We start from the raw sequence: 26,322 nt of genomic DNA, 5'->3' as shown, positions 1-26,322 counted from the left end.
AAGGCGATCGCGTCCGACCACGGCGCCCGGGCGCCCTGGCCGCCCCCACCGCCGAACTCGAGGACCGTGCGCCCGGCGAGCGATCCCGGTGGGCCGAGGACGTGCAGGTCGTCCTCCGACCAGCCCTCGGGGCCCCACACGAGATCGGCGTCGCCGAGGAAGTCGCCGTGCTCGGCGAGGTAGTCGTCCGCCTCGCGGTCCCACCAGGCGCGGTTGGCGTCGACGGTCTCGGACTGGGCGCTGTCGCGCCGGTGGACGGCGTCCGGCCCGGCCGGGTGGCCCTCTTCGATGCCCTCTTCCATGCCCTCATCCATGGCCGCGACGCTAGCCCACGGGCGCTTTTGCTCCCTTCGGCAGGGAGGCACTAGGATGAAGAAGCACTTTGTGTGCCCACCCGGGCGCCCCGGGTGCTCCCGCACCCGGTCCACACGAGATCAACTGTCCACAATCGGAGTTCCTACTACATGACTGCCAGCACGGTCGACACGACCGCCCCTCAGATCGCCGTCAACGACATCGGCTCTGAGGAAGATCTTCTCGCCGCGATCGACGCCACGATCAAGGACTTCAACGACGGCGACATCGTCGAGGGTCACATCGTCAAGGTGGACCGCGAGAGGTGCTCCTCGACATCGGCTACAAGACCGAGGGTGTCATCCCCTCGCGCGAGCTGAGCATCAAGCACGACGTCGACCCCTCGGAGATCGTCACCGTCGGTGACAGCGTCGAGGCCCTCGTCCTCCAGAAGGAGGACAAGGAAGGCCGACTCATCCTGTCCAAGAAGCGTGCGCAGTACGAGCGCGCCTGGGGCACCATCGAGAAGATCAAGGAGGAGGACGGCGTCGTCACCGGCACCGTCATCGAGGTCGTCAAGGGTGGCCTCATCCTCGACATCGGCCTGCGTGGCTTCCTCCCCGCCTCCCTCGTGGAGATGCGCCGCGTCCGCGACCTCCAGCCCTACGTGGGCAAGGAGATCGAGGCCAAGATCATCGAGCTCGACAAGAACCGCAACAACGTGGTCCTGTCGCGCCGTGCCTGGCTCGAGCAGACCCAGTCCGAGGTCCGCACGACCTTCCTCAAGGAGCTCCAGAAGGGGCAGGTCCGCTCCGGCGTCGTCTCCTCGATCGTCAACTTCGGTGCCTTCGTGGACCTGGGTGGCGTCGACGGTCTCGTCCACGTCTCCGAGCTGTCCTGGAAGCACATCGACCACCCGTCCGAGGTCGTCGAGGTCGGCGACGAGGTCACCGTCGAGGTCCTGGACGTCGACATGGACCGCGAGCGTGTCTCCCTGTCGCTCAAGGCGACGCAGGAGGACCCGTGGCAGCACTTCGCCCGGACCCACGCGATCGGTCAGGTCGTCCCGGGCAAGGTCACCAAGCTCGTTCCCTTCGGTGCCTTCGTGCGCGTCGAGGACGGCATCGAGGGTCTGGTCCACATCTCCGAGCTGGCCGAGCGCCACGTGGAGCTGCCGGAGCAGGTCGTCAACGTCGGCCAGGAGATCTTCGTCAAGGTCATCGACATCGACCTCGAGCGTCGTCGCATCTCCCTCAGCCTCAAGCAGGCCAACGAGGACGGTGCCAACCTCACCGAGTTCGACCCGACGCTCTACGGCATGGCCGCCGAGTACGACGAGCAGGGCAACTACAAGTACCCCGAGGGCTTCGACCCGGAGACCAACGAGTGGCTCGAGGGTTACGACACCCAGCGCGAGGCCTGGGAGAAGCAGTACGCCGAGGCCCACGCCCGCTGGGAGGCGCACCGCGCCCAGATCGAGAAGGCCGCGGCCGACGACGCCGCTGCCGCCGAGGGCGCTGGCGAGTCCGTCGCCACGTCCTACAGCTCGGACAGCACCCCCGCCCCCAGCGCCGGTACCTCGGCGCCGGCGACCGAGGGCACGCTGGCCTCCGACGAGGCCCTGGCCGCGCTCCGCGAGAAGCTCACGGGCAACTGACCCGAGGCTTCTCGAAGGGGGGGGCGTCGCACCATCGGTGCGGCGCCCCCCTTCGTCATGCGCCGACGCCTCAGTCCTCGGCGGGTGTCATCCGTAGGCGCGCGACGCGACGACCGTCGACCCCGATGACCTCGAGGTGGTGGCCGGCGACCTCGACGACGTCACCGACCCTGGCCACGCGGCCCAGTCGAGCCATGACCAGGCCACCGGCGGTGTCGACGTCCTCGCCGGAGAGGTCAGTCCCGAGGAGCTCGGACAGCTCCTCGACGTTGAGCGAACCGTCGACGACGACGGCCTCCCCGCGGTGGCGCGTGGCGTCCTCGGGGTCGGTGCCGGTGTCGTACTCGTCGTAGATCTCGCCGACCACCTCCTCGACGAGGTCCTCCATCGTCACCATGCCGGCGGTGCCGCCGTACTCGTCGACCACGAGGGCGAGGGACTGCTTGTCGCCGCGCAGCCTGGCCAGCGCAGGCAGGACGTCGAGGCTGTCGGGGAGCGCAAGGATCGGCCGGGCCAGATCGCTGACCTGCGTCGTCGCACGTGAGGCCGGGTCAGCGCGCATGAGGTCACGGATGTGGACGAAGCCCGTGACGTCGTCGACGTCGCGGCCCGTGACGGGGAAGCGGGAATGGGAGGAGTGCACCACCTGTGCGGTGGCCTCCTCGACGCTCAGGTCGCCGGCGAGAAACTCGATGTCGGTCCGGGGACGCAGGACCCGTGCCAAGGCCCGGTCACCCGCGCGGAAAACGTCGGTGAGGATCCGCCGGGGGTACGGGTGCAGCCCCTGGTGACCCTCGATGAGGTCACGGATCTCCTCGGGCGTCATCTCCTCCTCCTCGGCCGAGGTGGAACCGCCCACGAGGCGCATCACGGCGTTGGTCGAGACCGACAGCAGCCAGATCACCGGTCGCACGAGCATCGCGAAGACGCCGAGGGGAGGGCCGAGGACCCGGGTGAAGGCGAGGTTGCGCTGCATGGCCAGTCGTTTGGGGACCAGCTCACCCAGAACGAGTGAGAGATAGGCGATGAGCAGCGTCATGGCCACCAGCGCGACCGTCCCCGCGGCGCCCTCGGGGATGCCGATGGCGATCAGTCCCGGGACGAGATCGGGCGCGATGGTGGAGCCGCCGTAGGCCGAGGAGAAGAAGCCGGCGACCGTCACACCGATCTGCACGGCGGACAGGAACTGGTTGGGGTTGCGCACGAGATCGGCGAGCCGGCGCCCGCGCTCACCGCCCGCCTCAAGGGCGCGCACCTGCCCCTCGCGCAGGGTGACGATGGCCATCTCGGTCGCGGCGAAGACACCCCCGACGAGGACGAAGAGCAGGACGAGCAGGAGGTTGACCATGGTCTGTGAGTCCACGCACCGAGGCTAACGATGGAGGACGACGTGCGTGCCGGGCCCGGCCTAGAATCGGGCGCATGCTGCGCATCGGACTGACAGGCGGGATCGGGTCGGGGAAGTCGACGGTGTCGGCGAGGCTTGCCGAGCTCGGGGCCGTCGTCGTCGACGCCGACAAGATCGCGCGCGAGGTCGTCGAGCCGGGGGAGCCGGCACTCGAGCAGATCCGGGAGCGCTTCGGGGAGCAGGTCTTCGGGCCCGACGGGGCCCTGGACCGTCCCGCCCTCGGGCGGGTCGTCTTCGGTGACCCGGCGTCGCTCGCTGCGCTCGAGGACATCACCCATCCGGCGATCTGGCGGCGGACGGCCGAGTACTTCGCGCAGGCCGAGGAGGCCGGAACGCTCATCGGCGTCCACGACATGCCCCTGCTCGTCGAGAAGGCCATGGCGGGGGAGTACCACCTCGTCCTCGTCGTCGACGCCGACGAGGAGGTCCGGCTGCAGCGCCTCGTCGAGCTGCGGGGGATGCCGCCGGAGGAGGCCCGCTCGCGGATCGCCGCCCAGGCCACCGACGAGCAACGTCGCGCCGCCGCCGACGTGCTGCTGGACAACAACGGCACTCCCGAGGAGCTCGCGGCGCAGGTCGACCGGCTCTGGCAGGAGCGGGTGACTCCCTTCGCCGACAACCTCGCCGCCGGGCGTCGACGCGAGCGCGAGCCGGTCATCACCCTCTCCGATCCGGACCCGACGTGGCCGGAGCAGGCCGGGCGCCACCTGGCGAGGATCCGGCACGCGCTCGGGGAGCGGGCCGTGACGCTCGACCACATCGGCTCCACCGCGGTGCCCGGCTTCGTGGCCAAGGACGTCCTCGACCTGCAGGTAGGGGTCTCCTCGCTGGCCGATGCCGACGAGCCGGACTTCGTCGCGGCCCTCACGGCGGCGGGGTACCCGCGGGTCGCGGGCTACTTGGCGGACACGCCGCGCGTCGACGGACGGGAGCCGCAGGAGTGGCCCAAGCGGTTCCACGGCAACTGCGACCCGGGCGTCGCGGTGCACCTGCATGTGCGTGAGGTGGGCTCTCCGGGCTGGCGGTGGGCCCTGCTCTTCCGCGACTGGCTGCGCACCGAGCCGGCTGCGCGCGAGGAGTACGCCGCGGTCAAGCGGGGGGTCGAGGCGCGGCGGCTGTCGATGGAGGACTACGCCGAGGCCAAGGAGCCGTGGTTCGACGGGATCCACGAGCGGCTTGAGGTCTGGGCGCGCGAGACCGGGTGGACCCCGGAGGGGCGCTGATGCCCTCGTACCGGGTGGCGATCGACGTGCACGGCGTGGTGCCGGGTTACGCGCCGGAGGACCTGCTGCCGCGGGCGGAGGAGCTGCTCGCCGTGGGGCACCGGGTCGAGGACCGCTCCGTCGAGCTCGTGCGGGGCCAGCCGCAGATCCACCTGCGCTTCCTCGTGACCGGCAGCCACGACGCCCGGGAGGACGACGAGGCTGAGGACGCCGTGCGGGCGCTCGTCGCCGCGCTGGCGCCCGTGGCGCACCTCGGGACCTGGACCCTGCGCCGCGGTCCTGGCGGTCACTGGCGCACGATCCGCAGCGGTGACGCGCGTGATGACGTGGAGGAGCGCCCGGTCGACTTCTGACCGCTGTCGGGGGTGTGGCCTACCGTTGTCGTCATGCGCCCGGTGACCGATCTGCAACGCACGGTGGCTCCCTTCGAGGTCATCTCCGAGTACGAGCCTGCCGGCGACCAGCCGACGGCGATCGCCGAGCTCGCCCAGCGGGTGCGGGCGGGGGAGCAGGACATCGTGCTGCTTGGTGCGACGGGCACGGGCAAGTCGGCGACGACGGCCTGGCTCATCGAGGAGGTGCAGCGGCCGACCCTCGTCATGGCGCCCAACAAGACACTGGCCGCCCAGCTGGCCAACGAGTTCCGCGAGCTGCTGCCCAACAACGCCGTCGAGTACTTCGTCAGCTACTACGACTACTTCCAGCCCGAGGCCTACGTCCCGCAGACCGACACCTACATCGAGAAGGACAGCTCGATCAACGAGGAGGTCGAGCGGCTGCGGCACAGCGCGACCAACAGCCTGCTCACCCGGCGCGACGTGGTCGTCGTCGCCTCGGTCTCGTGCATCTACGGCCTGGGCACCCCGCAGGAGTACGTCGACCGGATGGTCAACCTGCGTGTCGGCGACGAGATCGACCGCGACGAGCTGCTGCGGCAGTTCGTCACCATGCAGTACACGCGCAACGACCTCGCCTTCACCCGTGGCACCTTCCGCGTGCGCGGCGACACGGTGGAGATCATCCCGGTCTACGAGGAGCTCGCCGTGCGGATCGAGTTCTTCGGCGACGAGATCGAGGCGATCCACACGCTGCACCCGCTGACCGGCGAGGTGGTGCGCGAGGAGCAGACCGTCCACGTCTTCCCCGCCACGCACTACGTCGCCGGGCCCGAGCGCATGGAGCGGGCGATCTCCGGCATCGAGCGCGAGCTCGAGGAGCAGCTGGCCACCCTCGAGCGCCAGGGCAAGATGCTCGAGGCGCAGCGCCTGCGCATGCGCACGACCTATGACATCGAGATGATGCGTCAGGTCGGCAGCTGCGCGGGGATCGAGAACTACTCGATGCACATCGACGGGCGCTCGCCCGGCTCGGCACCCAACTGCCTGCTCGACTACTTCCCCGAGGACTTCCTGCTCGTCATCGACGAGTCGCATCAGACGGTGCCCCAGATCGGCGCAATGTACGAGGGGGACGCCTCGCGCAAGCGCACCCTCGTCGAGCACGGCTTCCGGCTCCCCAGCGCGATGGACAACCGTCCGCTCACCTGGGAGGAGTTCCTCGAGCGCATCGGGCAGACGGTCTACCTCTCGGCGACGCCGGGTGACTACGAGATGGCCAAGTCCGACGGGCACGTCGAGCAGGTGATCCGCCCGACGGGTCTCGTCGACCCCGAGGTGGTCCTCAAGCCGACCAAGGGCCAGATCGACGACCTGCTCCACGAGATCCGCTCCCGTGCGGAGCGCGACGAGCGGGTCCTCGTGACGACCCTGACGAAGAAGATGGCGGAGGACCTCACCGACTACCTGCTCGACAAGGGCGTGCGGGTGCGCTACCTGCACTCCGACATCGACACCCTGCGGCGCGTCGAGCTGCTGCGCGAGCTGCGGCTCGGCGAGTTCGACGTCCTCGTCGGCATCAACCTCCTGCGCGAGGGCCTCGACCTGCCCGAGGTCTCGCTCGTGAGCATCCTCGACGCCGACAAGGAGGGCTTCCTGCGCAGCGCCCGGTCGCTCATCCAGACGATCGGTCGCGCGGCGCGCAATGTCTCCGGCCAGGTGCACATGTACGCCGACAAGATCACCCCGTCGATGCAGGAGGCGCTCGACGAGACCCAGCGTCGACGCGACAAGCAGATCGCCTACAACCGCGAGCACGGGGTCGACCCGCAGCCCCTGCGCAAGAAGATCGCCGACATCACCGACATGCTCCAGCGCGAGGACGCCGACACCGATGCGCTGCTCGGCTCGGGCCGCAGCCAGAGCCGGGGCAAGGGCGGCAAGCTCGCCGCGGCACCCGACGAGTCGACCGCCCGGCGTGATCGGGACCTCCCGGCGGGTGAGCTGGCCCGGCTCATCCAGGAGCTCACCGACCAGATGCACCAGGCGGCGACGGACCTGCACTTCGAGCTCGCGGCGCGCCTGCGCGACGAGATCGGGGACCTCAAGAAGGAGCTGCGGCAGATGACCGCCGCCACCCGCTGAGTGGGGACCCCGGGGCGGTCCGGTCGCCGACGCGTCCCCGCACCGGGGCGTGTGACGTGAGAGACTTCCAGAAGCCAGCGGAGGGGAGTATCCCCGAGCGGTGTCTCGTCAACACGGCCGGTCTCCGGCCCGGGGCACCGGCCCACCAGGGTGGGAGAGACCTCCGGACGACTGACCCCTGTCCGGAAGGTTCGCCTTGACCACCATCTCCACCCTCCAACCCGCGATCATGAGCGGCGGCACGATGGACGTGCCGACGTGGGCGTGGCTGCTCACGCTCGCCGTTGCCGCCGTCGTCCTCACCTTCGACGTCATCATGGTCGCCCGCCGGCCCCACGTGCCCTCCACCAAGGAGGTCTCGGTCGTCCTCGGGATCTACGTCGCGGCCGCGGTCCTCTTCGGCATCGCCCTGTGGGTCCTCGAGGGCGGTGACCGCGGGACGGAGTTCTTCGCCGGGTGGTTGACCGAGTACTCGCTCTCGATCGACAACCTCTTCATCTTCATCATCATCATGGCGAAGTTCGGAGTGCCGGGCCGCTTCCAGCAGACCGCGCTGCTGTGGGGCATCATCATCGCCATCGTGCTGCGGACGATCTTCATCTTCGTCGGCGCCGCGGCCATCAACCAGTTCGCCTGGGTCTTCTACATCTTCGGCCTCTTCCTCATCTACACCGCCTACAACTTGGCGACGGAGAGTCATGACGAGGAGGAGGACTGGGAGCCCAATGCGATCATCAAGTGGTTCCAGCGCACCGTGCCGAGCACGACCGAGTGGTCCTCGCGCCTCTTCACGAAGGAGAACGGCAAGCGCGTCGCCACCCCGATCTTCATCGTCGTCGTCGCCCTCGGCATGACCGACCTGCTCTTCGCGCTCGACTCCATCCCGGCGATCTACGGCCTGACCAAGGAGCCCTACATCGTCCTGACGGCCAACCTCTTCGCCCTCATGGGCCTGCGGCAGCTCTACTTCCTCATCGGTGGCCTGCTGAAGAAGCTGGTCTACATGAGCCTGGGCCTGTCGGTGCTGCTCGCCTTCATCGGCGTCAAGCTCATCCTGCACGCCCTCCACGAGAACAACCTGCCCTTCATCAACGGCGGTGAGCACGTCTCCGTCCCGGAGATCTCGACCGTCTTCTCCCTCGGCGCGATCGTCGTCATCCTCGGTGTCACGACCGTCGCCAGCCTCTGGAAGTCCAACAAGGACGCCAAGGAGGGCATCGACTCGGGTCACTGATCCGCAGGTGCGAAGGGGGGTGGTCACCGCACGGTGACCACCCCCCTTCGTCGTGTTGTCAGACCGGGATCTCGGGGGAGGGACCGGTGCGGCGCGCACCCAGCCCGAGGACGAGGACGCTCGCGAGAACGACGAGGGCCATCCCGCCGAGCTGGACGGGCGACAGGCGCTGGCCCAGGACGAGGAGCCCGGCGAGGGCGGCGACCGCCGGCTCGAGGCTGAGCAGGATGCCGAAGACCGCCGGTGCCAGGCGCCGCAGGGCGACGAGCTCGAGCGAGTAGGGCAGCACCGAGCTGAGCACGGCGATGCCCAGGCCCTTGAGCAGGACGGTGCCGTCCCAGGCCGAGGTGCCGTGGACGCTCACGTCCCAGATGCCGAAGGGCAGGACGACGGCGGTCGCCACGACCATGGCCAGGGCCAGTCCCTCCAGCTGGGGGAAGGCCGCGCCGGTGCGACCGGAGAAGACGATGTAGGCGGCCCAGCAGGCACCCGCAAGGAGCGCCAGCACGATGCCGGTGCGCTCGAGGTCGGCGAAGGGGAGGCTCAGGGCCTGCGAGATGAGAACGACCCCGACGCCCGCCGCGGCGACGGCAAGGAGGTCGCGGGGTCGACGGGAGAGCACGGCCGCGAGAGTCAGCGGTCCGATAAACTCGATGGTGACCGCGACGCCGATCGGCAGGTGCCCGAGTGAGGCGTAGAAGGCGAAGTTCATCAGGCCGAGCGCGAGCCCGAAGCAGCCGACGGTGGCCCAGTCCCGGGGGCGGTGACCGCGCCATCTCGGTCGGGCGAAGAGCAGGAGCAGCGCGGTCGCGATGAGCAGGCGCAGGACGACGGATCCGGCGGCGCCGATCTGCGGGACGAGGGTCGCGGCGAGGGCGCCACCGAACTGGACCGACACCACTCCGGCGAGCACGAGGAGCGGGGCTGGGACGGCATCGACACGACTCACGGCGTCACCCTAGTCTTCGCCCCATGGCGACCTATCTGTCCTTCCTCGCCCTGGTCCTGGTCATCACGATCGCCCCGGGTCCGGACACCGCACTCACCCTGCGTGCCGCGCTCGCGCGCGGGCGCGGGGCCGGGCTGCTGACCATGGCCGGAGTCAGCTGCGCAGGCGCCGTGCAGGGCCTGCTCGCAGCCGGCGGGCTGGGCGCGATCATCGTCGCCAGCGAGCCGCTCTTCCTCACGGTCAAGTGGGTGGGTGCGGCCTATTTGCTGTGGCTTGGGGGCCACGCGCTGTGGACGGCCTGGCGGGGTGACTTCTCGGCGGAGGCCGCCCGGGAGCCGGAGTCGCGCGGTCGGGGTCGGCTCTTCGCCCAGGGCTTCCTGTGCAACATCACCAACCCCAAGGTGCTGGCCTTCAACCTCGCGGTGCTGCCGCAGTTCGTCGGCGACGGCGCGGGTCTGCCCGTCCTTGCCCTCTACGCCCTGAGCCTCGTGGCCCTCGGGTCGCTCTACCTGTCGACGGTCGTGCTGCTCGCCGACCGGGCCCGGTCCTTCGTGTCCGCCCCGCGCGTGCGTCGACGGATCGAAGGGGGCATGGGCGCGGCGATGATCGGCTTCAGCGCCAAGGTCGCCACGACCCACTGACCGTCACCAGCCGCGCTCGCGCCACTCGTCGAGGTGCGGGCGCTCGGCGCCGAGGGTGGTGTCGGAGCCGTGGCCGGGGTAGACCCAGGTGTCGTCGTCGTAGACGTCGAAGACTCGCTGGGTGACGTCGGCGAAGAGCGCGTCGAAGCTCTGCCCCTCCATCTTGGTGTTGCCCACACCGCCGGGGAAGAGGCTGTCCCCGGTGAAGAGGTGCACGTGTCCCTGCGGGTCGTCGTAGGCCAGCGCCACCGAGCCCGGGGTGTGCCCGCGCAGGTGGACGACGTCGAGGGTGATCTCGCCGAAGCGCACGGTGTCGCCGTGCTGCAGTCGCACGTCGGGCGCGAGCGGCAGGGCGTCGGCGTCGTCCTCGCCCGCCTGGGTCGTGGGGGAGAAGGTCTGAGCGGTCTCCTCGAGGGCACGCACGTGGTCCCAGTGCTGGTGCGTCGTCACCAGCTGGGCGAGGCCCGACCCACCGGCGGCGACGAGCTCACGGATGCGCTCCCCTTCGTCCGCGGCGTCGACGAGCAGCTGCTCGCCGGTGGTGCGGCAGGTGAGGAGGTAGACGTTGTTGTGCATCTGCGAGACGGCCATCTTGCGGATCGTCAGGTGGGCCAGCTCGCGGGTCGACCACGGGCCGCCCGGCTGGACGTCCGGGTCGTAGGCGTCGGTGGGGGTGCTCATGCGGGGTCTCCTTCGTCGGGGGTGGGGGCCGCGGCGGCCTCGGCGTCGCGCAGCGCGTAGGCGGCGCCGATGAGGGTGAGGTGGCTGAAAGCCTGCGGGAAGTTGCCGGCTTGGCGGTCGCCCTCGACGTCGTACTCCTCGGCGACGAGGCCCACGTCGTTGAGCAGGCCGCACAGGCGCTGCATCAGCGCGTGGCCCTTGTCGAGCTGTCCGGTGAGGGCATAGGCGCTGACGAGCCACCACGAGCAGGCGAGGAAGGGGTGCTCGTCGCCGGCGAGCCCGTCGACACCGCTCTCCGTGCGGTAGCGCAGGAGGAACCCGTCACGCATGAGGTCGTGCTCGACCGCGGCGACGGTGCCGAGGACCCGCGGGTCGTCGGGCGGGAGGAAGCCCACCATGGGGATGAGCAGGAGCGAGGCGTCGACCTCGTCGGTGTCGTAGTGCTGGGTGAAGGTCTGCTTGGCGTCGTTCCAGCCGCGCTCGAGGACGTCGGCGCGAACCCGCTCACGCAGGTCGCGCCAGAGCTCGACCTCGCCCTCGTAGCCGTGGACCTCCACCGCCCGGATGGCGCGGTCGAGGGCGGCCCAGACCATGACCCGGGAGTGGGTGAAGTGGCGCAGCGGACCACGGATCTCCCACAGGCCGTTGTCGGCCTGGTCCCAGTGCTCGGCGAGGTTGTTGACGAGCGAGCGCTGCACGGCCCACGACTGCGGTGACTCCTGCAGCCCCTGGGCCCGGGCGTCCTCGAGGGCGATCATCACCTCGCCGAGGACGTCGGTCTGCTTCTGGTCGACGGCGCCGTTGCCGATGCGCACGGGGCGGCTGTCGGCGTAGCCGGGCAGGTGGTCGAGCTCGCGCTCGGGCAGCTCGCGGCCGCCGTCGACGGCGTACATGATCTGCATGTCCTCGGGGTCGCCGGCGATGGCGCGCACCAGCCAGTCGCGCCACAGCTTCGTCGTGCCGACGTAACCCGACTTGAGCAGTGCCTCGAGCGTGAGCGAGGCATCGCGCAGCCAGCAGTAGCGGTAGTCCCAGTTGCGCACCCCGCCGAAGTCCTCGGGCAGGGAGGTGGTCGCGCCGCGACGATGCCGCCACGTCGGGTGTCGGTCAGGAGGCGAAGGGTGAGCAGCGACCGGACGACCTCGGACCGGTAGGGGCCCTCGTAGGTGCACCGGGCGGCCCACTGCGAGGAGCGCTCGTGGGTGGCCTCGATGCGCGAGCTGATGTCGAGCGGCGGCGGGATCGCCTTGTAGGAGGCGAACCACGTCGTCGAGAAGTTGTAGTGCTCGCCGGCACGCACGGTCCAGCGGTCGCGGTGGTGGTCGCCGTCGGGCCGCGGCAGGCGGGAGCCGCGCAGCACGAGCATGTCGTTGCCGGCGATGGCCGTGATGACCTCGTCGTCGAGCTCGTGGCCGGGGGAGTGCGCGACCCAGGGGCGGATGCGGCCGTAGCCGAGGCGCACCACCCACTCGTGCTCCATCTCGACCTCGCCCTCGAGCCCCTCGACGACCCGCACGAGGTCGGCGCGACCGTCCCCGAGCGGCATGAGGTCGGTCACCTTGACCGCCCCCGTGGCGGTCCGGTGGATGGTCTCGAGGATGAAGGAGTCGCCGCGGTAGGCGCGGGTCGTCGTCGCCTCGGCGACCGGGCCGATGAGCCACCGGCCGTGCTCGGGGGTGCCGAGCAGCGCGGTGAAGCACGACGAGGAGTCGAAGCGCGGCAGGCAGAGCCAGTCGACGGAACCCCCCTTCGACACCAGGGCTGCGGTCTCGGTGTCACCGATGGCGGCGTAGTCCTCGATCGGGGTGCTCATCCCGACAGGCTAGTGGTCGGCGGCCCCACCACTCGGAGGCCTGACGGCGTTGTCGGTGGCGCCACTTAAGGTGGGGTGCGTGACTGTTGACAAGGCCGCCGGCTCCCGCCTGCACGACCGGATCGTCGTCCAGGGGGCCCGTGAGCACAACCTCAAGGACATCCACGTCGACATCCCCCGAGACTCGCTCGTGGTCTTCACCGGCCTGTCGGGCTCGGGCAAGTCGTCGCTGGCCTTCGACACGATCTTCGCCGAGGGGCAGCGCCGCTACGTCGAGTCGCTCTCGGCCTACGCGCGCCAGTTCCTCGGCCAGATGGACAAGCCGGACGTCGACTTCATCGAGGGCCTGTCGCCCGCGGTCTCGATCGACCAGAAGTCGACCAACCGCAACCCCCGCTCGACGGTCGGCACGATCACCGAGGTCCACGACTACCTGCGCCTGCTCTTCGCGCGCGTCGGGCGGCCGCACTGCCCGGTCTGCGGCGAGCCGATCACCCGGCAGAGCCCGCAGCAGATCGTCGACCGGCTCCTCGAGCTGCCCGAGCGCACCCGCTTCCAGGTCCTGGCGCCCGTCGTGCGCTCGCGCAAGGGTGAGTTCGTCGACCTCTTCGCCGAGCTGCGGACCAAGGGCTACAGCCGCGCCCGCGTCGACGGCGAGGTCATCTCGCTCGCCGAGCCGCCGACCCTCGAGAAGCAGGTCAAGCACACGATCGACGTCGTCGTCGACCGGCTCGTGGCGAAGGGGGAGGGAGACCGCGCGGCGAAGCAGCGGCTCACCGACTCGGTCGAGACGGCACTGGGTCTGGCCGGTGGTGTGCTCGTCGTCGAGTTCGTCGACCGCGACGAGGACGACCCGCAGCGCGAGCGTCGCTTCTCGGAGAACATGGCCTGCCCCAACGACCACGCGCTCAACATCGACGAGATCGAGCCGCGGTCCTTCTCCTTCAACTCGCCCTTCGGCGCCTGCCCGGCCTGCACCGGCCTGGGCACCGAGCTCGAGGTCGACCCCGAGCTCATCGTCCCCGACGAGGACCTGACGCTCGCCGAGGGGGCGATCGCCCCGTGGGCGCAGGGGACGCAGTCGGCGCAGTACTTCCAGCGGACGATGGCCGCGCTCGGCGACGACCTGGGCTTCGACATGGAGACCCCGTGGCGGGCGCTGCCGAGCCGGGCCCGCACGGCCCTGCTCGAGGGCAACAACCACAAGGTGCACGTGCGCTACCGCAACCGCTTCGGCCGCGAGCGCTCCTACAGCACGGGCTTCGAGGGGGTCATCCCCTTCATCAAGCGTCGGCACACGGAGACCGAGTCGGACTGGAGCCGGGAGAAGTACGAGGGCTACATGCGGGAGATCCCGTGCCCGACCTGCCGCGGCACCCGCCTCAAGCCCGAGTCCCTCGCCGTCCTCGTCGGCGGACGCAGCATCGCCGACGTCTCGGCCCTGTCGATCGGGGAGGCGGCCGGCTTCCTCGACACCGTCGACTTCACCGAGCGGGAGCGGGCGATCGCCGAGCAGGTGATCAAGGAGATCAACGCCCGACTGGGCTTCCTCCTCGACGTGGGGCTGGAGTACCTCTCGCTCTCGCGGGCGGCCGGGACCCTCTCCGGCGGTGAGGCCCAGCGCATCCGTCTCGCGACCCAGATCGGGTCCGGTCTCGTCGGCGTCCTCTACGTCCTCGACGAGCCGAGCATCGGGCTGCACCAGCGGGACAACCACCGCCTGATCGAGACGCTCACCCGCCTGCGCGACCTGGGCAACACCCTCATCGTCGTCGAGCACGACGAGGACACGATCGCCGCCTCCGACTGGGTCGTCGACATCGGCCCGGGCGCCGGTGAGCACGGCGGGCACGTCGTCCACTCGGGCCCGCTCGCCGAGCTGCTGACGAGCGAGCGATCGGTGACCGGGCGCTACCTGAGCGGAGAGCTCGAGATCCCGGTGCCGCAGGTGCGTCGCCCGCAGGAGCCGGGCCGCGAGGTGACCGTGCGCGGTGCCCGGGAGCACAACCTCTCGGGCGTCGACGTCACCTTCCCGCTCGGCAACTTCGTCGCCGTCACCGGGGTGTCCGGGTCCGGCAAGTCGACCCTCGTCAACGACATCCTCTACAACGTGCTGGCCAACAAGCTCAACGGCGCGCGTCGGGTCCCCGGCCGGCACAAGACGGTGACCGGTCTGGACAACCTCGACAAGGTCGTCCACGTCGACCAGAGCCCGATCGGGCGCACGCCGCGGTCCAACCCCGCGACCTACACGGGCGTCTTCGACCACATCCGCAAGCTCTTCGCCGCGACGAGCGAGGCGAAGGTCCGCGGCTACCAGCCCGGTCGCTTCTCCTTCAACGTCAAGGGCGGTCGCTGCGACGCCTGCTCCGGCGACGGCACCCTGAAGATCGAGATGAACTTCCTGCCGGACGTCTACGTCCCGTGCGAGGTCTGCCACGGCGCCCGCTACAACCGCGAGACCCTCGAGGTGCACTTCAAGGGCAAGAACATCGCCGAGGTGCTCGACATGCCGATCGAGGAGGCCGAGGACTTCTTCGCGGCGGTCCCGGCGATCGCCCGGCACATGAAGACGCTCAACGCCGTCGGCCTGGGCTACGTGCGGCTCGGCCAGCCGGCGACGACGCTCTCCGGCGGCGAGGCGCAGCGCGTCAAGCTCGCGGCCGAGCTGCAGAAGCGCTCGAACGGCCGCACGATCTACGTGCTCGACGAGCCGACGACGGGCCTGCACTTCGAGGACATCCGCAAGCTGCTCCTCGTCCTGCAGGGCCTGGTCGACAAGGGCAACACCGTCCTGGTCATCGAGCACAACCTCGACGTCATCAAGTGCGCCGACTGGCTCATCGACATGGGACCCGAAGGGGGGTCCGGCGGCGGCACCGTCGTCGCGACCGGCACCCCGGAGCAGGTGGCCGCCGTACCCGAGTCCTTCACCGGCCAGTTCCTCGCTCCGATCCTCGCCAAGAGCGCCACGCAGGCCGTGGTCGGCGAGCTCGTCCGCGAGGACGCGCCCGCCCCTGCGAAGAGGGCCACGGCCAAGAAGAAGAGCGCAGCGAAGAAGACCGCAGCGACCAAGAAGACGGCGTCGAAGAACGCCGCCACGAAGGCGACGGTCTCCAGCAAGGCGACCGCAGCCGCCCGCCGCGCGAAGAAGGCCGGCTGAGTCAGGCCCCCTCCCCGCGCCAGAACTCCGCAGGACCCCAGGGTCCTGCGGAGTTCTGACGCACCACGGCCCGCCGCGCCAGGAGGGCTGGCCGGCTGAGCAGGGAAGGCGAGGCCCGGGGCTGCTGAGCCAACGCGAGAAGGTGAGGAGGGGGTCGGCGCACATCAAGCCGAAGTCCGGGACGTCAACCCGCGGCCGTAGGGAAACGAAGGGACTTCGGCGGGCGCCGACCCCCTCCTCGCCGCCCTGACCACGGAGCGGCGAGAAAGGGGGTGGGACGAGTTAGTCCTCGCCGAGATACGCCTTGCGCACCTCGTCGGAGGTGAGCAGCTCCTGACCGCTGCCCTCGGTGACGATCTTGCCGACCTCGAGGACATAGCCCTTCGAGGCGAGCTTGAGCGCGGCACGGGCATTCTGCTCGACGAGCAGGATCGTCGTGCCCTGCGACTGCAGCGTCTTCACCGTGGCCATGATCCGCTTCATCATGATCGGCGACAGACCCATCGAGGGCTCGTCGAGCATGAGCAGCTTCGGCCGGGAGAGCATCGCCCGGCCCATGGCGAGCATCTGCTGCTCACCACCCGAGAAGGTGCCCGCCGGCTGCTTGCTGCGCTCCCCGAGGATCGGGAAGAGCTCGTAGGCCGCCTGCAGGTCCTTCGGGACCTCCTTGTCACGTCGCCCGAAGGCGCCGAGCAGCAGGTTCTCCTCGACGGTCATCCGCGGGAAGATCCGCCGACCCTCGGGGGAGTGGGCCAGGCCCATCCCGACGATCTGGTGTGCCGCGGTGCCGTCGATGCGCTCCCCGCGGAAGCGGATCTCACCACCACTGGGGCGCAGCAGGCCCGAGATGGTGCGCAGGGTGGTCGTCTTGCCGGCGCCGTTGGTGCCGATGAGCGTGACGACCTCACCCTCGTCGACACTGAAGGAGATGCCCTTGACGGCGATGATCTTGCCGTAGGAGACCTCCAGGTCCTTGACCTCGAGCATGGCGCTCATCGGTCCTCCTTCTCGTCCTCGGCCGCGCTGAAGGCCGTCTCGACCTCGAGCGGGGCGACCTCTTCGTCCTCGTCCTCCGCGCCACCGATGTAGGCCTCGATGACCCGCGGGTCGGACTGCACCTCACCGGGTGTGCCCTGGACGAGGACCTCGCCCCGCACGAGGCAGAGGACGCGGTCGCAGAGGTTGAAGATGAACCGCATGTCGTGCTCGATGACGACGACCGCGAGGCCGGAGTCGCGGATCTTGAAGATCAGCTCCATGGCCTGCTCGGTCTCGCGCGGGTTCATGCCGGCCGTCGGCTCGTCGAGCAGCAGCACCTTGGGGTCCGTCGCGAGGGCTCGCGCGATCTCCAGGCGTCGCTGGTCGCCGTAGGGCATGTTGCGCGCCAGCAGGTGCGCGCTCTGCCCCAGCCCGACGTACTTGAGCAGCTCGTGCGCCTTCTCGGTCGTCTCCTGCTCCTCACGGCGGAACTTCGGTCCCCGGATGATCGAGGTGAAGGCACCGGAGGAGGTGCGGCAGAAGCGGCCGACCATGACGTTCTCGAGCGCGGTCATGTTGCCGAAGAGCCGGATGTTCTGGAAGGTGCGGGCCATGCCGGCCCGCACCACCGCCCGGGGCTTCGGCGGGATCTCGGTGTCGAAGAGCGAGACCCGGCCCTCGGTGGGCTTGTACATGCCGGTGAGGCAGTTGAAGAAGGTCGTCTTGCCGGCGCCGTTGGGGCCGATGAGGCCGACGATCTCGCCCTCACGCACCTCCATCGACACGTCGTTGACGGCCACGAGACCACCGAAGCGCATGGTGACGTTGCGGGCGTCGAGGATGGTGGTCGGCGCCCCCTTCGACCCCGGGGTGCTGGGGGTGACGGTCGCGGTGCTCACTTTGCTGCCTCCAGCTCGTCGATGGCCACTGTCTCGGCCAGGTCCTCGTCGTCGTCGTGGAATTCCAGCTGACGACGCTTGCTCGCGACCAGACCCTCGGGACGCACGCGCATCATGACGACGAGCACGAGGCCGAACATCAGCAGGCGGTAGTCGTCGAGGAAGCGCAGCTTCTCCGGCAGGAACTTCAGCAGTGCCGCACCGATGAGGACGCCGCCGACCGTGCCCATGCCGCCGAGCACGACCGCCGCGAGGAGGAAGGCCGACTCGAGGAAGATGTAGCTGTCGGGGGAGACGGCCTGGTCCATGTGTGCCTTGACCGTGCCGGCCATGCCGGCCAGCGAGGCGCCGCCGGCGAAGGCGAGCAGCTTGAGGCCGAAGACGTTGACACCCATGGCCTCGGCAGCCCGCTCGTCCTCGCGGATGGCGACCCAGCCGCGACCGATGCGCGAGTTGTTGAGGTGGGTGAAGACCACGATGACGAAGACGATGAGCGCGATGAGAACGAAGTAGTAGTTGCCCGCTCGCGGGATCTCGATGCCCAGGAGGGTGTGCGTCTCCCCGAAGTTGAACCCGAAGAGGTTCAGGTCCGGGATGGCGTTGATGCCGTTGGACCCCCGCGTGATGTTGGGGCCGGACGTGCCGTCGAGGTTGAACATCGCCAGTCGGAAGATCTCGCCGAAGGCGAGCGTCACGATGGCCAGGTAGTCACCGGAGACGCGCAGCGTCGGCGAGCCGATGATCAGGCCGAGGATGCTCGAGACGACCCCACCGATGACCATGACGACGAGGAAGGGGGGCTTCCAGCCGATCGTGGCGAAGGCCGACATGGACATCGAGGCACCGACGTACGCGCCGGCTCCGAGGAAGGCGATGTAGCCGAGGTCGAGGAGACCGGCGAGACCGACGACGATGTTGAGGCCGAGGGCGGTCGCCGCGAAGATCAGCACGTTGCCGGCGATCGTCAGGTTGGCCTCCGAGCCGCCCTGCGTGAAGGGGAAGGCCAGCGCCACGACGAAGGTCGCCAGGGTGAAGACCCGACGGTGGCGCGTCGTCACCCCGCCGAGCCAGGCGGCCAGGTTGGATCGCGTGATCGTCAGCGTGACGCCGATGAGCATGCCGACGAGCAGCACGAGGACCCAGGGCTCCTCCTGCTTGAGCGCGTACTGCGCGGTGAAGAGCGCCGCCCCGAGCAGGAGCGCGATCGTGATGATCTCGATCCATGCCGGCAGGGCGACGGTGCTCGGGTCGAGCACCTTGGTCTCCGGGCGCAGGTAACCGCCGACCGTGACGAGCACGGCCCCGACGAGGGCGATCCAGACACCTTCGTTGGCGTTGATCAGGCCGCCGGCCTCGAGTGTCACCGCGATGAGCGAGGCGAGCGCGAAGAGCACGCCCGTCACGCCGATGGTGCGCAGCCCGCGGGCCGGGTCGATGTGCTCGGCCCAGCGGCCGAGCGGTCCGCTGGCGACCAGCGCCAGGAGGAGCGCGACGGCACCGATGACCATCGCGTAGACCTGCAGCGTGACCGGCCAGAAGCGGACCGAGATGTCGCCGAGGATGGGCTCGTAGCTCCACGACAGCAGGCCGGAGAGCAGGAGCAGGACGGAGCCGACGACGGCGAGGATGCCGCCGAGACGGGGATTGCGGGACAGCGTGGTCATGCGCGGTCCACCACCTTTGCGCCCATGATGCCCTGCGGTCGGAAGACGAGGACGAGGATGAGGATGGAGAAGGCCCAGATGTCCTTCCACGGCGAGCCGCCGGGGAGGTACTGGATGGCGATGGCTTCGAGGACACCGAGGACGAGGCCACCGACGACCGCGCCCTGGATGTTGCCGATGCCGCCGAGGACGGCGGCGGTGAAGGCCTTGAGTCCGTAGATGAAGCCCATCTTGAAGTTGATGTTCGTCGTCTGCAGGCCGTAGGCGACACCGGCGATGGCGGCGAGCGCGGCACCGACGGCGAAGGCCGTGACGATCATCCGGTCGACGTTGATGCCCATGAGCCGGGCGGTGTCGGGGTCCTGCGAGACGGCCTGCATCGCGCGCCCGGTGCGGGTGCGGTTGATGTAGAACCACAGGCCGACGGCGCAGATCGCCAGGCAGGCGATCGTGAAGAGCGCCGGGCGCTGCAGCGTCACGCCGCCGAGATCGAAGGCCTCACCCGAGATGCCGTCCACCTGCGGGAAGACGACCTTCTGCTTCGCCGAGGGGAAGCCGAAGGGGTTGACGTCGGAGACGAAGAGCGTCGGGTCGTTGTAGCCGACGCGCACGAGCTCCTGCAGGAAGACCGAGATGCCGATGGCCGTGATGAGCGGGGCCAGGCGCGGGGCACTGCGCAGGGGGCGGTAGGCGACCCGCTCCATGACGACGGCGACAATGACCGACGCCGCGATGGCGCCGGCCAGGATGAGGGGGAGCGTCCACAGTGCCGTCTGACCCGGGAAGAGGATCAGGGACGTGGACAGCGCACCGAAGGCGCCGATCATGAAGATCTCGCCGTGCGCGAAGTTGATGAGCTGGATGATGCCGTAGACGACGGTGTACCCGACGGCGATCAGGGCATACAGGGACCCGATGGTCAGACCGTTGACGATCTGCTGGGCGACTTGTTCCACGTGTCCTCCTGGGCGTGACCACAGGTCGTGCGGCCACCACGTGTGTCGAGGGGGTGGTCGACAGATGACGAAGGGGAGCTGGGCAGGGGTGAGGCGGGGTGCGCGCGGCACCCCGCCCCTCCCGTGGTCAGACCGAGAAGGTCATGACCGGGTCGATCACTTGAACTCCTCGGTGTTGACGTCGGTCCACTTGCCACCCTTGACCTCGTAGGCGGTGAGGACGCGCGTCGTGTTGTCGCCGTACTCGTCGAAGGCCACCTTGCCGGTCACGCCGTCGAAGGAGACGTCCTTCATCGCGTCGATGGTCGCCTGGCGGGCGTCCTCGACGGTGTCGGCGTCCTTGAGCGAGACCTTGAGCGCCTCGATGATCGACTGGCCGGCGTCGTAGGCGTAGGCGCCGTAGGCCTCGGCGGGGTCGGAGTACCCGGCCTTGTCGTAGTCGTCGAGGAACTTCTTGCCGGCGTCGAGGCTCTCGGTCGGCGCACCCACGGAGGTGGCGAGGTCGCCGTCGGAGCCCTTGCCCGCGAGCTTGATGAACTCCGGGGAGAAGATGCCGTCACCACCCATGAGCGGCACCTTGAGGCCACCGGCCTTGAGCTGCTGGCTCAGCGGGGCGGCCTGGGGGTACTCGCCGCCGTAGTAGACCGCCTTCGGGTTCTTGGCCTTGAGCGAGGAGACGACGGCGTCGTACTTGTCCTCGTCGGGGTTGATCGTCTCGGCGGCGACGATCTTGCCGCCGAGCTTCTTGTACTCCTCGCTGAAGGCGTCGACGAGACCCTGACCGTAGGTCTTCTTGTCGTGGACCGTCGCGAGCTCCTTGATGCCGGCCTTCTCGTAGAGGTAGCGCGCGGCGAAGGGGCCCTGGACGGTGTCGGTGGTGCAGACACGGAAGTAGCTCGCGTAGACGCGCTCGGGGGAGTCGTCCGGCTTCGCGCCGCGGGTGAGCGTCGGGTTGGTGTTGGCCGGCGAGACCATCGTGATCTTCGCCTTGTCGAGGATCGGCTGGACCGGGCCGGCCACCGAGGAGTTCAGGGTGCCGACGACACCGACGACCTCCGGGTCGGAGGCGAGCTTGGAGGCGGCGTTCTTGCCGACCTCGGGCTTGCCCTCGTCGTCCTCCGGGACGACCTCGATCTCCCAGTCGCCGAGATCGCCGGACTCGTTGGCCTGCTCGGCCGCGAGCTCGACCGAGTGCTGGATGCCGAGGCCGAGAGCGGACAGGTCGCCCGAGAGCGGCGAGATGACGCCGATCTTCACGACCTTCTTGTCGCCCCCGCCGTCGCCGTCTCCGGAGCCGCCGCTGTCACCGCCGCGGGTTCCGCATGCGGACAGGGCCATGGTGGCGACGAGCATGGTCGCCCCCGTTGAGATGACGGAACGCCTGATCACGTGTCCTCCTGGTGAAGAAGTCTGGCCCTGGGGCCGCGGCCGGCGACCTGGGTGTCGCGGGCTGTGGAGGGACAGTAGTCCGGTCTGACTGTGTTCTGACCCACATTGGGAGAGCCGTGTCCTGCTCGTTACCAAGTGGTCGGCGAGGAGGGTTACCGGCGCGTCATGCATGCCGCACGCAGGCATCGCGCCGGGCGGTGACGTGCGAGCATGATGGGACCTTCGACCCCCTTCGACGGAAGGCCTCCGATGACGACCCGACGCACCGCCCTGTCCATCGCCGCGGTCGGCGGGTCCGCCGCCGTCGTCGCTGCCTGCGGTGACGACTCCACACCCTCGAGCGGGGGCGAAGGGGGGAGCGCCGCCGGCACGAGCTTCCCCGTCGCCGACGTGCCGGAGGGCGGTGGCCTCGCCCGCGACCGCGTCGTCGTGACCCAGCCGAGTGAGGGGGAGTTCAAGGCCTTCGACGGCACCTGCCCGCACCAGGGCTGTGCCGTCTCGAAGGTGACGACCGAGGCGATCATCTGCCCGTGCCACGGCAGTCAGTTCGACATCACCGACGGTTCGGTGCTGCAGGGGCCGGCCACGGAGGGTCTCACCGAGATGAAGGCGACCGTCGACGGCGACGAGGTCACCGTCTCGTAGGGTCGAGGGGTGGCAGACCCGTCGACCTACCGTCCCGCACCGGGGTCGATCCCGACCGACCCGGGCGTCTACCGATTCCGGGACGAGCACGGCCGGGTCATCTACGTCGGCAAGGCGAAGTCGCTGCGCTCGCGGCTGTCCTCCTACTTCCAGGACATCTCGGCGCTGCACCCACGCACCTCGCGGATGGTGCGCACCGGTGCGAGTGTCGAGTGGACCGTCGTGTCCACCGAGGTCGAGGCCCTGCAGCTCGAGTACGCGTGGATCAAGGAGTTCGACCCGCGCTTCAACGTCAAGTACCGCGACGACAAGTCCTACCCCTACCTCGCGGTGACGATGGGCGAGGACTACCCCCGCGCGCAGGTCCTGCGCGGCGCCAAGCGCCGGGGTACGCGCTACTTCGGCCCCTACACGCATGCGTGGGCGATCCGCGAGACCCTCGACCTGCTGCTGCGCGTCTTCCCCGTGCGCACGTGCAGCAAGGGCGTCTTCAAGCGGGCCGAGCAGTCCGGTCGGCCCTGCCTGCTCGGCTACATCGACAAGTGCTCCGCCCCCTGTGTCGGCCGGGTGAGCGCCGACGAGCACCGGGCCCTGGCCCAGGAGCTGTGCGACTTCCTCGCCGGTGACACCGCCCGCTTCGTGCGCCGCCTCGAGCGGCAGATGAAGGCCGCGGACCGCGGACCTCGACTTCGAGCAGGCGGCCCGCCTGCGCGACGACGTCGCGGCCCTGACCAAGGCCCTCGAGAAGTCCGCCGTCGTCCTGCCCGACGGCACCGACGCGGACGTCTTCGCGCTCGCCGACGACGAGCTCGAGGTCGCGATCCAGGTCTTCCACGTGCGCGGCGGCCGCATCCGCGGCCAGAGGGGCTGGGTGGCGGAGAAGGACGCGGAGGACCTGCCCGAGCTCGTCGAGCACCTGCTCCAGCAGGTCTACGGCGGCGAAGGGGGCGAAGGCGTGCCTCGCGAGGTCCTCGTCCCGGTGCTCCCGCCGGATGCCGACGGCGTCTCGGCGTGGCTCGGCGAGCGACGCGGCAGCGCGGTGAGCCTGCGGGTGCCGCAGCGCGGCGACAAGCGGGCCCTCATGGAGACCGTGGCCCGCAATGCCGAGCAGTCCCTCGCCCGGCACAAGGTGGCCAGGGCCGGCGACCTCACCGCCCGCAGCCAGGCCCTGCAGGAGCTCCAGGAGGCCCTCGGTCTGGACGACGCCCCCCTTCGCATCGAGGGCTACGACATCAGCCACGTGCAGGGCAGCGACGTCGTCGGCTCGATGGTCGTCTTCGAGGACGGACTCGTGCGCAAGCCGGAGTACCGGCGCTTCATCGTCCGCGGTGACGTCGACGGACGCACCGACGACACCGCCGCGATGCACGAGGTCCTCACGCGGCGCTTCCAGCGCCACCTCAAGGACCGCGAGCGCGACGCCACCGACCCGGAGACGGGCGAGGCGCGGCGCTTCGCCTACCCGCCCAACCTCGTCGTCGTCGACGGCGGCGCGCCCCAGGTGGCCGCCGCCCAGCAGGTGCTCGACGAGCTCGGCGTCGACGACGTCGCGATCGTCGGCCTCGCCAAGCGCCTCGAGGAGGTGTGGGTGCCCGGTGACGACCACCCGGTGATCCTCGCCCGCAACAGCGAGGCGCTCTACCTGCTCCAGCGGCTGCGCGACGAGTCGCACCGCTTCGCCAACACCTTCCACCGCGAGCGCGCAGCAAGTCGATGACCCGCAGCGCGCTCGACGGGATCCCGGGGCTGGGGGAGGCGCGGCGCAAGGCGCTGCTCGCCCGCTTCGGGTCGGTGAAGAGGGTGCGGGCCGCGAGCATCGAGGAGCTGACCGAGGTGCCGGGGATCGGACCTTCGCTCGCCGAGCGAATTGCGGCAGAGTTGGCCGAGAGGACGACCGCACCCGCCGTGAACCTCACCACTGGTGAGGTCCTCGACGAAGGAGAGCTGACGTGATGGATGCACAGGACCACCTGCCCGCCCCCGCGGGTGAGGGAGGCGTGCCCGAGGTCGTCGTCGTCACGGGCATGAGCGGCGCCGGCCGCTCGACCGTCGGCAACGTCATGGAGGACCACGGCTGGTACGTCATCGACAACCTGCCGGTGACGCTCCTGCCCGACCTGCTCCGGCTGTCCGCGGAGCCGGCCCAGGACCTCGCCACCCACGGCAGCCCGGTGCGCGTCGGCATCGTCCTCGACGTGCGGGCCCAGGGCTTCGACACGCTGACGGCGTCTCTCGAGACCCTTGCCGAGCGCGGGTGGCGCACGCACCTCGTCTTCCTCGAGGCGACCAACGAGTCGCTCGTGCGGCGCTTCGAGAGCGTGCGCCGGCCCCACCCCCTGCAGGGACAGGGCCGGATGCTCGACGCCATCGTCCGCGAGCGCGAGGTGCTCGCCGGCGTGCGGGCCAGCGCCGAGACGGTCATCGACACCTCGGGCCTCAACGTCCACCAGCTCAGCCGCAAGATCAGCCCGCTCTTCCAGGGGGAGACCTCCCAGCGGCTGCGGCTGGCCGTGCTGTCCTTCGGCTTCAAGTACGGCGTGCCGCTCGACGCCGACTTCGTCTTCGACATGCGCTTCCTGCCCAACCCCTACTGGGTGCCGGAGCTGCGCTCGCACACCGGCCGGGAGACCCAGGTCTCCGAGTACGTCCTGTCGCAGCCGGGCGCGGCCGAGTTCCTCGACGGCGTCGACACGCTCCTCGAGCCGGTCATCGCCGGCTACCTGCGCGAGAACCGACGCTACGTCACCCTCGCCGTCGGCTGCACGGGCGGCAAGCACCGCTCCGTGGCCGTCGCCGAGGCGCTCGCGACCCGGCTCTCCAGCCCAGACGTGGCGACCTTCGTCGTCCACCGCGACCTCGGGCAGGAGTGAGGCGTGGTCGACTCCCTTCGTCATGCCCGGGTCGTCGCGCTCGGCGGCGGCCACGGTCTCGCCGCCAGCCTCTCCGCCCTGCGTCTCGTCTGCGAGCAGGTGACCGCCATCGTCACCGTCGCCGACAACGGCGGCTCCTCGGGGCGGTTGCGGGGCGACTACGACGTCCTGCCGCCCGGTGACCTGCGGATGGCGCTCACCGCACTGTGCGACGACAGCGAGTGGGGCCAGACGTGGAGCGACGTGCTCCAGCACCGCTTCACCGGGGAGGGAGACCTCTCGGGGCACGCGCTGGGCAACCTGCTCATCGTCGCCCTCTGGCAGCTGCACGACGACCCGGTCACCGGACTCGACCTCGTCGGCCGGCTGCTGAGCGCACGCGGTCGGGTGCTGCCGATGGCGGCCGTGCCGCTCGAGCTCGTCGCCGAGGTCAGCGGGCTCGACCCGCACGACCCCGCGCACATCGAGACCGTCCGCGGTCAGGTGGCGGTCGCCCGGACCACCGGGCTCGTCGAGTCCATCGCGCTCGTGCCCGACAACCCACCGGCGCGACCGGAGTCGGTCGCCGCGGTCGACGCGGCCGACCACATCATCCTCGGGCCGGGCTCTTGGTACACCTCGGTGCTCACCCACCTGCTCGTCCCCGAGCTGCGCGAGGCCCTCGTCCACGCGCGGGCGCGCAAGGTGCTCACCCTCAACCTCGAGATGAACACGGCCGAGACCCGAGGATTCTCGGCGACGCGACACATCGAGACCCTCCACGACACGGCTCCCGACCTCACGGTCGACACCGTGCTCGCCGACCCCCAGACGATCGACGACCGTGACCGGCTCACCCGAGCCTGCGCGAGCCTGGGCGCCGAGCTCGTCGTCGCCCCGCTGGCCCGCCTCGAGCACCCGGGGCAGCACGATGCGCTGCGTCTTGCGGCGGCCTATCGTGACATCCTCTCGTGACCGCGCACCCGTGATCACGAGCGAGCAACCGAGAGGAACCCACCGATGGCGATGACCGACAAGGTCAAGGACGAGCTGAGCAGGTTCGAGGTGACCAAGACCTGCTGCCGCAAGGCCGAGGTCGCCAGCCTGCTGCGCTTCGCGGGCGGTCTGCACATCGTCAGCCGCAAGATCGTCGTCGAGGCCGAGCTCGACACCGCCAACGCCGCCCGGCGCCTGCGCAAGGACATCGCCGAGCTCTACGGCTACCCCTCAGAGCTGATGGTCCTGGCCGCCGGCGGCCTGCGCAAGGGCAGCCGCTACGTCGTGACGATCGCCGAGCACGGCCCCGCGCTGGCCCGCCAGACCGGTCTCGTCGACGCCGAGGGACGCCCCCGTGCGCGGTCTGCCGCCGCGCGTCGTCGGTGGGGTCCGTCTGCGACGC

At 69.9% G+C, this 26,322-nt stretch carries 17 protein-coding genes and 5 pseudogenes; 12 read left to right on the top strand and 10 right to left on the bottom strand.

Annotated elements, in window-relative coordinates:
- A pseudogene (locus tag AC2W7J_RS03410) lies at positions 1 to 314 on the bottom strand (hypothetical protein); the annotation flags it as partial.
- Positions 315 to 464: 150 nt separating this feature from the next.
- Between AC2W7J_RS03410 and rpsA the strand changes: the two are divergent.
- Positions 465 to 1,951 (top strand): annotated as a pseudogene (gene rpsA / locus AC2W7J_RS03405) (30S ribosomal protein S1).
- Between the two features lie 70 nt (positions 1,952 to 2,021).
- Here the strand turns inward: rpsA and AC2W7J_RS03400 are convergent.
- On the bottom strand, positions 2,022 to 3,314 hold the full coding sequence (locus tag AC2W7J_RS03400) for a hemolysin family protein (RefSeq protein WP_485981458.1): 1,293 nt from the start codon (positions 3,312 to 3,314) through the stop codon (positions 2,022 to 2,024).
- A 59-nt stretch (positions 3,315 to 3,373) separates the two neighbouring features.
- Here AC2W7J_RS03400 and coaE point away from each other — a divergent pair, with 59 nt between their 5' ends.
- The 4 genes from coaE to AC2W7J_RS03380 all read left to right on the top strand — a co-directional run bounded on the left by coaE (position 3,374) and on the right by AC2W7J_RS03380 (position 8,296).
- Complete coding sequence (gene coaE / locus AC2W7J_RS03395; protein WP_255183520.1) at positions 3,374 to 4,582, top strand: dephospho-CoA kinase; 1,209 nt, start codon at positions 3,374 to 3,376, stop codon at positions 4,580 to 4,582.
- Positions 4,582 to 4,935 (top strand): hypothetical protein, encoded by a 354-nt coding sequence (locus AC2W7J_RS03390; RefSeq protein WP_485981457.1) that lies wholly within the window; start codon positions 4,582 to 4,584, stop codon positions 4,933 to 4,935. The genes coaE and AC2W7J_RS03390 overlap by 1 nt, the downstream gene beginning before the upstream one ends.
- 33 nt (positions 4,936 to 4,968) lie before the next feature.
- Positions 4,969 to 7,062 (top strand): excinuclease ABC subunit UvrB, encoded by a 2,094-nt coding sequence (uvrB, locus tag AC2W7J_RS03385; RefSeq protein WP_485981456.1) that lies wholly within the window; start codon positions 4,969 to 4,971, stop codon positions 7,060 to 7,062.
- 244 nt (positions 7,063 to 7,306) lie between these two features.
- Positions 7,307 to 8,296, top strand: coding sequence for a TerC family protein (locus tag AC2W7J_RS03380; protein WP_485981461.1), 990 nt, complete (start codon positions 7,307 to 7,309; stop codon positions 8,294 to 8,296).
- A gap of 58 nt (positions 8,297 to 8,354) precedes the next feature.
- Here AC2W7J_RS03380 and AC2W7J_RS03375 read toward each other — a convergent pair whose 3' ends face one another.
- Positions 8,355 to 9,245, bottom strand: coding sequence for an EamA family transporter (locus AC2W7J_RS03375; protein ID WP_485981455.1), 891 nt, complete (start codon positions 9,243 to 9,245; stop codon positions 8,355 to 8,357).
- Positions 9,246 to 9,268: 23 nt separating this feature from the next.
- On the opposite strand from AC2W7J_RS03375, the gene AC2W7J_RS03370 reads away from it, so the two are divergent.
- Positions 9,269 to 9,886, top strand: coding sequence for a LysE family translocator (locus AC2W7J_RS03370; protein WP_421008359.1), 618 nt, complete (start codon positions 9,269 to 9,271; stop codon positions 9,884 to 9,886).
- 3 nt (positions 9,887 to 9,889) lie between these two features.
- On the opposite strand, the gene AC2W7J_RS03365 is transcribed toward AC2W7J_RS03370, so the two are convergent.
- Positions 9,890 to 10,567, bottom strand: coding sequence for an MBL fold metallo-hydrolase (locus tag AC2W7J_RS03365; protein WP_485981454.1), 678 nt, complete (start codon positions 10,565 to 10,567; stop codon positions 9,890 to 9,892).
- A pseudogene (locus AC2W7J_RS03360) lies at positions 10,564 to 12,380 on the bottom strand (glycoside hydrolase family 15 protein). Before AC2W7J_RS03360 ends, AC2W7J_RS03365 begins: the two are co-directional and overlap by 4 nt.
- Positions 12,381 to 12,459: 79 nt before the next feature.
- Here AC2W7J_RS03360 and uvrA point away from each other — a divergent pair.
- Positions 12,460 to 15,543, top strand: coding sequence for an excinuclease ABC subunit UvrA (uvrA, locus tag AC2W7J_RS03355; RefSeq protein WP_485981453.1), 3,084 nt, complete (start codon positions 12,460 to 12,462; stop codon positions 15,541 to 15,543).
- A gap of 282 nt (positions 15,544 to 15,825) precedes the next feature.
- Here the strand turns inward: uvrA and AC2W7J_RS03350 are convergent, their stop codons facing one another.
- The 5 genes from AC2W7J_RS03350 to AC2W7J_RS03330 form a co-directional block, all read right to left on the bottom strand.
- Entirely contained in the window at positions 15,826 to 16,530 is a 705-nt protein-coding gene (locus tag AC2W7J_RS03350; RefSeq protein WP_485981460.1) for an ABC transporter ATP-binding protein, read from the bottom strand.
- Between the two features lie 5 nt (positions 16,531 to 16,535).
- A complete protein-coding gene (locus AC2W7J_RS03345) occupies positions 16,536 to 17,420 on the bottom strand; it encodes an ABC transporter ATP-binding protein (protein ID WP_255183512.1) in 885 nt (294 codons plus the stop codon).
- A complete protein-coding gene (locus AC2W7J_RS03340) occupies positions 17,417 to 19,084 on the bottom strand; it encodes a branched-chain amino acid ABC transporter permease (protein WP_485981452.1) in 1,668 nt (555 codons plus the stop codon). Before AC2W7J_RS03340 ends, AC2W7J_RS03345 begins: the two co-directional genes overlap by 4 nt.
- Complete coding sequence (locus AC2W7J_RS03335; RefSeq protein ID WP_485981451.1) at positions 19,081 to 20,040, bottom strand: branched-chain amino acid ABC transporter permease; 960 nt, start codon at positions 20,038 to 20,040, stop codon at positions 19,081 to 19,083. Before AC2W7J_RS03335 ends, AC2W7J_RS03340 begins: the two co-directional genes overlap by 4 nt.
- Before the next feature lie 156 nt (positions 20,041 to 20,196).
- Positions 20,197 to 21,378 (bottom strand): branched-chain amino acid ABC transporter substrate-binding protein, encoded by a 1,182-nt coding sequence (locus AC2W7J_RS03330; protein WP_485981450.1) that lies wholly within the window; start codon positions 21,376 to 21,378, stop codon positions 20,197 to 20,199.
- A gap of 300 nt (positions 21,379 to 21,678) precedes the next feature.
- On the opposite strand from AC2W7J_RS03330, the gene AC2W7J_RS03325 reads away from it, so the two are divergent.
- The 5 genes and pseudogenes from AC2W7J_RS03325 to whiA form a co-directional block, all read left to right on the top strand.
- Complete coding sequence (locus AC2W7J_RS03325; RefSeq protein WP_485981449.1) at positions 21,679 to 22,074, top strand: Rieske (2Fe-2S) protein; 396 nt, start codon at positions 21,679 to 21,681, stop codon at positions 22,072 to 22,074.
- Between the two features lie 9 nt (positions 22,075 to 22,083).
- Positions 22,084 to 24,027: pseudogene (gene uvrC / locus AC2W7J_RS03320) on the top strand (excinuclease ABC subunit UvrC).
- On the top strand, positions 24,027 to 24,944 hold the full coding sequence (gene rapZ, locus AC2W7J_RS03315; protein ID WP_485981459.1) for an RNase adapter RapZ: 918 nt from the start codon (positions 24,027 to 24,029) through the stop codon (positions 24,942 to 24,944). Before uvrC ends, rapZ begins: the two are co-directional and overlap by 1 nt.
- Before the next feature lie 3 nt (positions 24,945 to 24,947).
- Positions 24,948 to 25,898 carry a gluconeogenesis factor YvcK family protein gene (locus AC2W7J_RS03310; protein ID WP_255183506.1) on the top strand — a complete coding sequence of 317 codons (951 nt, stop codon included), beginning with the start codon at positions 24,948 to 24,950 and terminating at the stop codon, positions 25,896 to 25,898.
- 45 nt (positions 25,899 to 25,943) lie between these two features.
- A pseudogene (gene whiA / locus AC2W7J_RS03305) lies at positions 25,944 to 26,322 on the top strand (DNA-binding protein WhiA); the annotation flags it as partial.

It is taken from the genome of Janibacter sp. CFPM2_SD2, assembly GCF_057364645.1.
This window is presented reverse-complemented; position numbering and strand designations above follow the sequence as displayed.

Bases quoted from the DNA above. Each gene is read 5' to 3' on its own strand.
- coaE (WP_255183520.1), top strand. From the start codon at position 3,374: ATGCTGCGCATCGGACTGACAGGCGGGATCGGGTCGGGGAAGTCGACG.
- rapZ (WP_485981459.1), top strand. From the start codon at position 24,027: ATGGATGCACAGGACCACCTGCCCGCCCCCGCGGGTGAGGGAGGCGTG.
- AC2W7J_RS03330 (WP_485981450.1), bottom strand. From the start codon at position 21,378: ATGGCCCTGTCCGCATGCGGAACCCGCGGCGGTGACAGCGGCGGCTCC.
- AC2W7J_RS03325 (WP_485981449.1), top strand. From the start codon at position 21,679: ATGACGACCCGACGCACCGCCCTGTCCATCGCCGCGGTCGGCGGGTCC.
- AC2W7J_RS03370 (WP_421008359.1), top strand. From the start codon at position 9,269: ATGGCGACCTATCTGTCCTTCCTCGCCCTGGTCCTGGTCATCACGATC.
- AC2W7J_RS03380 (WP_485981461.1), top strand. From the start codon at position 7,307: ATGGACGTGCCGACGTGGGCGTGGCTGCTCACGCTCGCCGTTGCCGCC.
- AC2W7J_RS03365 (WP_485981454.1), bottom strand. From the start codon at position 10,567: ATGAGCACCCCCACCGACGCCTACGACCCGGACGTCCAGCCGGGCGGC.
- uvrB (WP_485981456.1), top strand. From the start codon at position 4,969: ATGCGCCCGGTGACCGATCTGCAACGCACGGTGGCTCCCTTCGAGGTC.
- AC2W7J_RS03390 (WP_485981457.1), top strand. From the start codon at position 4,582: ATGCCCTCGTACCGGGTGGCGATCGACGTGCACGGCGTGGTGCCGGGT.
- AC2W7J_RS03350 (WP_485981460.1), bottom strand. From the start codon at position 16,530: ATGCTCGAGGTCAAGGACCTGGAGGTCTCCTACGGCAAGATCATCGCC.
- AC2W7J_RS03340 (WP_485981452.1), bottom strand. From the start codon at position 19,084: ATGACCACGCTGTCCCGCAATCCCCGTCTCGGCGGCATCCTCGCCGTC.